Genomic DNA, 6,262 nt, shown 5'->3' on the forward strand with positions numbered 1-6,262 from the left:
GGAACACCAGGTCGAGGCGTGGGAGGCCAACACCCTCCGCAAGCCAATACGATTTGTTTGTCAAATGCGCCAAATGCGCCGGAGATTAAAATCAGGCCCGAAGCTCTGGACCATGCCATTCTTCCCAATACAAAGGCGCGTATATATTCTAAAGCCTGGGTGCGTCCCAGCCACGATTGTGGAAGATTAATATCTACTACCTTTCCGTCTATTACTTTGCAATTATTAGCTAAACGAATAACTCCACCACAGGCGATAACACGTTTATCGGTCTGTTCTAAAAAAGGTTTGGCCAGTTTGAGTATGGCATCCTGTTCAAGAATACAATCCACATCAATACAGACAATGTAATCTCCTGATGAAATATTTATTCCTACGTTAAGCGCATCGGCTTTACCACCATTCTCTTTATCTACAACTATCAGTTTCTTAAATGCCGGATTTTTACTTTTATAGATGGCTCTTATTTCTTGAGTTTCTATATCTCCCTGAATAAAAAAAGAGGTAGATTCTAACTGATACGCCTCAATAAGTTTGGCTATGGAGTCATCACGGCTACCATCATTAACAATAATGATTTCCAGATTATGGTAATACAACGATAAAAGCGAGCGGACATTTTCGACAATAGTCATACCTTCATTATATGCCGGTGCGATAAGACTAAATGTTGGTGCATTGACATTTGTTGCTATAATACTATAATCGGTAAAGGAGTTATCATGCTTATACCTCGATACAGCAAAATAGGCAGATATCCCAATCCAGGTGTAGATCATAAAAATAGAGCCCGAGTATATTAAAAATACCCAAATTATAATTTCATAAACGAGGTGAGCAAAATCTAACATATCTTTTCCTGTAAGGCGTGTTTAATGATTTTTATAAGTTGTTCGGGCGTTTCTTCCTGACCGGCGACCTGTTGCAGATAGGCTTGCTGTCCTAAAGCTATGAGTACTTCTGCCGCTGCGATTTTGATAGCTGCGGCAGGATGTTCCCAGAGCTGTTGCTGTAGAAAGGACTCGCTTTTTTTATTCCTGGCAATCTTTAATGCTTTTAATATTTCCAACTGTACTTTTTCTGTCTGCTCTGGAAAGACTGTTATAAATTGTTGAACCGTATCTGCATTTTCCAATACTCTTAAAGTACGAACAATCTGTATTTGTGTATTAGCGGTAGCATGGTTCAACATGTCCCATACTTGTGTATAGAATGACAAAAGCTGGAATTTCCTGATGAGGCGGAGTGTGAAAATAACTACCGACTCATTGGTACTTACCAACCAGTTGGAGATGGTTGGAGCGGAATGTTCGGGAATTTCTTTTAAAGAACTTAATAAACGGAGCTGTTGCCAGTCGGATAGGGGATACACCAGTTCGTTGAGGAAGTTTAACCCTTCGAATCCCTTGAAGCTGACCATAGCATACTGGGCTTCCTGATAGATCTGTTGATGGGGGTTGCTGAGCAGGGCTATAATTTGTGGTATAGCTGCCTCTACACGCATTGATGCCAATTCCTGTATTCCGTTAGCAATAAGATACGGCTCTTTTTGACGAAGTTTTTTCCACGCATCTTTTTCTAACTGAAAGCTGTAAAAGAGCTTTTTAAGTTCGTTATGTGCTGCTCCGGAAAATTTCCGGTTTGACTCGACCAGTACTGCCAGAAAGAGATTCCTGAAAGAGGCATGCCGCAGGTGACTGGAAAACTCTTTATCGTTGTGAATAGCTTCCTGCCCGTCTACAATAACTTCGGATATTTTGTATTCGATTATTTTTTTCCAGGATTCTCTGTTATGTAAAATCCGATAGCGGTAAAAGCTGTATGTTAACACGATTATGGTCAATAGCAATACTAAGATCAGTACGATGATGATCGCGATGACGAGTTCTTGTACGGTGACGCGTGTTGACATTTTTAGGCCTGTTTATTTGCTAATTTTTTTATGCGTAATAACAATTCATTCGGACTGAAGGGTTTGATCATGAAATCGGAGGCGCCCATATCAAAAGCCTCGATAACAACTTCTTCCTGACCCATGCTGGAAAGTACAATAACCGGAATGTTTTTGCCCAGTGTCTGAATTGTCGACAAAATTTCGGTACCAGATGCAAAAGGCATCATGATATCTGTAATAATAAGATCTATATCTAAACTTTTTATCTTTTCTATGGCTTCTTTGCCATTACGAGATAATATAACTTCGTGTCCTTCTTTAACCAATTTATGTTCAATGGTATGTAATATCAATTCGTCGTCTTCTGCTATTAAAATTAACATGGTATTATTGTTTGTTTAAAAGTTTTGTGGCAAGTTGTAGTCCAATTTCTATTTCCTGTTCTATTTCTATCAAATTTTCTGGCATGGAAGCTTCGGTATTCAATCCGTCTTCAATAACAAACGCCAGCTTAGCCAGTTTGGTTAAACCGGCGGTAGAAGCAGTACCTCTCAGTTTATGAATAATTTCTTTTAAGCGAACCACATCGCTGCTTTCTCTTACTTCTCTTAGGTTTGATAATGCTGATTTTAGCTCTTTTATAACCAGGCCAAGAAAGAAAGACATAAATTCCGGGTCGTCGCCAACCTGCTGCTGCAATGCGTCTGTATCTAAACGATCGTCGTAAGACTCGGCAGGTTCCATTTCGACAAATTTTTTCAATACCACATACATGTCTTGCTGACGTATTGGTTTTGCTAAAAAGTCTGACATTCCTGCTTCTATGCATTTGTCTTTCTCCCCGCGAATATTTCCCGCTGTAATTCCTATGATGGGGATATCCTGATAGCCTCTAAGCTTTCTTATTTGTTTAGTAGCTTCTATACCATCTACTTCCGGCATTTGGACATCCATCAGGATGAGGTCGAAAATATTTTGGGTACATGCCTGTATGGCTGCAGCGCCATTGGCAACTTCGGTCAATTGTGCATTCGGCATCAGAGACTCTATGATTCTTAAGTTAAGTGCCATATTTACCGGATTGTCATCTGCCAGCAAAATCTTGATTTGCTGTTCATACAAAGTTGGTGTAACGGGATCGTCTGTTTTTAGAGCGTCTTCGATACCTGCCTTGCTCTTTTGAATAACCCGACGAAGTGCCTTATAAAGTTCCTCTGATTTAATAGGCTTTAGCAAACAATAAGATCTGTCTTCCTGTCTGAAAGAGGAAATGACCTCGTGTTCTTCCGAAGAGGTGTGTAAGACAATGAGTGGAATTTCCTTTTCCTGTTTATGAAATAATTCCCTGATTTTGTCTATGGTTTCGAGCCCCGAAAGAATAGGCATATGATAATCCATCAGTATAACGTCAAAGCGCTCGCCACGCATAAGCAATTGCAGTGCTTCCATACCGTTTTCTGCCAGAACAGCTTCTACTTGCTTGTAGTCCAGCATATGTTTCAATATGGTTCGGTTATTGGCGTTATCATCAACAATAAGAACTTTACCGATAGACAGTTCTTCGTCTACCTCTTCCTGTTCTTCATAAGGAACTTCCAGATCAAAATAGAAAAGAGAACCTTTACCAGGCTCACTTTCCAGCTGGAGTTTGCTCTTCATGTAGTTTAGTAAATTATTCGAGATGGTTAATCCTAACCCGGTACCTCCATATCGCTTGCTTACAGAGCTATCTTCCTGAGTGAAAGCCTCAAATATTTGTTGTTGTCTGTCTTTCGGAATGCCTATACCCGTATCGCGTACCGAAAATCGCAGGGTTAATTTTTCCTTACCGGAATTTAGCTTTTCAATTTTAAGCTCAATTTCACCTTGTTCGGTAAATTTTACTGCATTGCCAAGTAAATTAATCAGTACTTGTTTGATGCGGGATTCATCTACCCAGACAGAACATGGAAGACCTTGCTCTATATTGAGTAACAGTTCTATGTCTTTTCGCTGGGCCTGATACAGAACGATGTTAATTACCTGGTTGGCAATATCATAAATATTGAATTTGTCTATAAGCAGTTCGAGTTTCCCGGCTTCTATCTTAGAGAAATCGAGAATATCGTTGATTATACTCAGCAGACTGTTTCCCGATTCGTTAATATAATTTAAATATTGCTTCTGAGTATCGTTAAGCGGTGTTTTTAATAAGAGGTCCGAAAAGCCTATAACACCATTTAAAGGTGTTCTGATTTCGTGACTCATGTTTGCCAGGAATTCAGATTTTGCTTTACTGGCCAGATCTGCAAGTGTCTTTGCTTTTTTTAGTTCTTCATTTACTTTAACCGATTCGCTGATATTTTGGGTGAAAACAATAACTCCACCAATACCGCCATCAGCAAGATGCCATGGTCTAACTTCCCAGTTAAAGTGTTGAGGTGTGCCAATTCCACCAACGCTAATTACCTCGTTGGTGTTTTTGTAAGGTTTTCCTTCGAGTGCTTCTTTGTATATTCTTTTTCGTTCTTCGGGGATATGAGGGAAAAGCTCAAAGAAATTCTTGTTCAGTAAATCGGCTTTTCCCTGATGAAAGTCGTCTACCCATTGATTGCTGACGAATACATAGTTGAAGTCGCGGTCGAACATGGCAACGGAAGCAGGCACATAATTTACAAAAGCCTGTAACATGGCTTCTTTGCGCTCGAGCTCCAGGTAAAGGATCTTGCTTTTATTGATATCCTGAATAATACCAAATATGCGTTTACATTTACCGTCTTCAAATTCTGGAACACCTTTTACGCGAACCCAGATTGTCTCGCCGCTTTGTTTACGCAGACGAAGTTCGATATCATAAGATGTACCTTTTTCTATTGCCTGTTCAAAAATATTTCTTAGCTTTTTTTCGCTTTCCGGTTCAAAGAAACTAAGAGCAGAATCAACATTAGGAGCAAAATCTTTTTTTACACCGTGGATAATTTTGGTGGGATCTGACCAATACACTTTATTTTGTTCCAGATCTACTTCCCAGCCACCAACCTGAGCTACTGCATTGGTTTGCTCGAGAATTTGCTTCGTATGCAGCAGGTCATGTTCTAACTGTATCCGATCTGTCATATTTAAAGCCGTACTAACCACATAGGGTTTTCCATCCAGATCGGTTTCCAGCATATTGTGATACAGCCAATAAATTGGTGTGCCTTCCTTTGTCTGCAGAACCATCATATCCGAATCTTCTTTGTTACGCGCTATACGCTCTAAATAAGATTCAAGGAATGGAAGATGATGCGATGGAACCAGTTGCCGCAGGTTTAATTTTTTTACCTCGGCAGCTGTATAATGGAGCATATTCCGGCCTTTTTCATTAACGGCTATAATGTTTCCATCCATATCATGCATGCTCATAAGGCCAATGGCGTTCTCGAAAAAATTACGGAAACGGCGTTCGGAGCTCTCCAGTTTTAATTTTTCTTCTAATTCTGTAGTTGCATTTCTGCCAAATGCAAAGATTTCGCCATTGATATTATGGTATTTAAAGTGCCAGTCTACAACTACTTTTTTACCACTTTCTTTTTGTGTGGTAGTGGTGAGCTGTATTCCGGTACTGGTATTGATAAGTTTTTTTAACAGGTTTTTTGGAGTAATATCTGGAGTATCCAGAATTTCAAACAGAGGTTTTCCCAATGCCGCTGATCTGGAGATGTCCAGCCCTTCGGAAAAGGCCGGATTTATTTCTTTTAGTAAAAATTGTTTATCTAATACGCAGATCATGTTTTTAGATAAGCGTACGATTTCCGAAAAGTATCCGGCTTCTACTCTTTGCTTTTTCCCCAATAAGATCTTAGTAATTGCTTTTCCTAATTGGCTTAATGATGAAATCTGTTTGGGAGTAAGCTTTTTCGGATGAAAATCAATAATACATAATGTACCTATAACATAACTTTCCTCAACAATTAATGGTATACCAGCGTAAAAACGAATATTGCCTTCGCGAATTAATGGATTTGTAGAAGATCTGGGATCTTCCCATGTGTCTTCTATTATGAGTATTTCTTTGCTTAAAACAACATATTGGCAGATGGTATTTTCTCTGTCTACCGTCTCTAATTCCAAGCCAACACAGCTTTGAATACATTGTATATCTTCTTCCATCATGGCTATCAGAGAAGAAGGGCAATCTGCTATAAGGCATGCTGCTTCTGCTAGAACATCCAGTTCCGGATCTTTTCCCATTCCTAACAGCCCATAATATTCTAATTTCTGAAGGCGTTCTATTTCGTTTGTAGGTATCTGCTTGTTTTCCATGTACTGTACTCAATGGGAACATATCTTTACGAATAAAGTTAATAAAAAGTTACTCAAAATGAACGGGAGGAGAGAAACGGAACG

4 protein-coding genes are annotated in these 6,262 nt (G+C 39.4%); all 4 read right to left on the reverse strand.

Annotated features, from left to right (window positions below; genetic code table 11):
- A partial coding sequence (locus ABWO41_RS14390) for a glycosyltransferase family 2 protein (protein ID WP_353139467.1) occupies positions 1-851 on the reverse strand: 851 nt, incomplete at its 3' end.
- A complete protein-coding gene (locus ABWO41_RS14395; protein ID WP_353139470.1) occupies positions 845-1,912 on the reverse strand; it encodes a hypothetical protein in 1,068 nt (355 codons plus the stop codon). The genes ABWO41_RS14390 and ABWO41_RS14395, both read right to left, overlap by 7 nt.
- 2 nt (positions 1,913-1,914) lie before the next feature.
- Positions 1,915-2,277: a response regulator transcription factor gene (locus ABWO41_RS14400; protein WP_353139473.1), complete on the reverse strand. Its 363-nt coding sequence runs from the start codon at positions 2,275-2,277 to the stop codon at positions 1,915-1,917.
- Positions 2,278-2,281: 4 nt separating this feature from the next.
- A complete protein-coding gene (locus ABWO41_RS14405) occupies positions 2,282-6,178 on the reverse strand; it encodes a response regulator (protein WP_353139477.1) in 3,897 nt (1,298 codons plus the stop codon).
- Positions 6,179-6,262 lie beyond the last annotated feature (84 nt).

Origin of the sequence: Pseudopedobacter sp. (genome assembly GCF_040392825.1) — a bacterium.
GTDB lineage: Bacteria > Bacteroidota > Bacteroidia > Sphingobacteriales > Sphingobacteriaceae > Pseudopedobacter.

What these genes read in the sequence shown, in the direction of transcription:
- ABWO41_RS14400 (WP_353139473.1), bottom strand. Translation starts at nt 2,277, where the DNA reads ATGTTAATTTTAATAGCAGAAGACGACGAATTGATATTACATACCATT.
- ABWO41_RS14395 (WP_353139470.1), bottom strand. Translation starts at nt 1,912, where the DNA reads ATGTCAACACGCGTCACCGTACAAGAACTCGTCATCGCGATCATCATC.
- ABWO41_RS14405 (WP_353139477.1), bottom strand. Translation starts at nt 6,178, where the DNA reads ATGGAAAACAAGCAGATACCTACAAACGAAATAGAACGCCTTCAGAAA.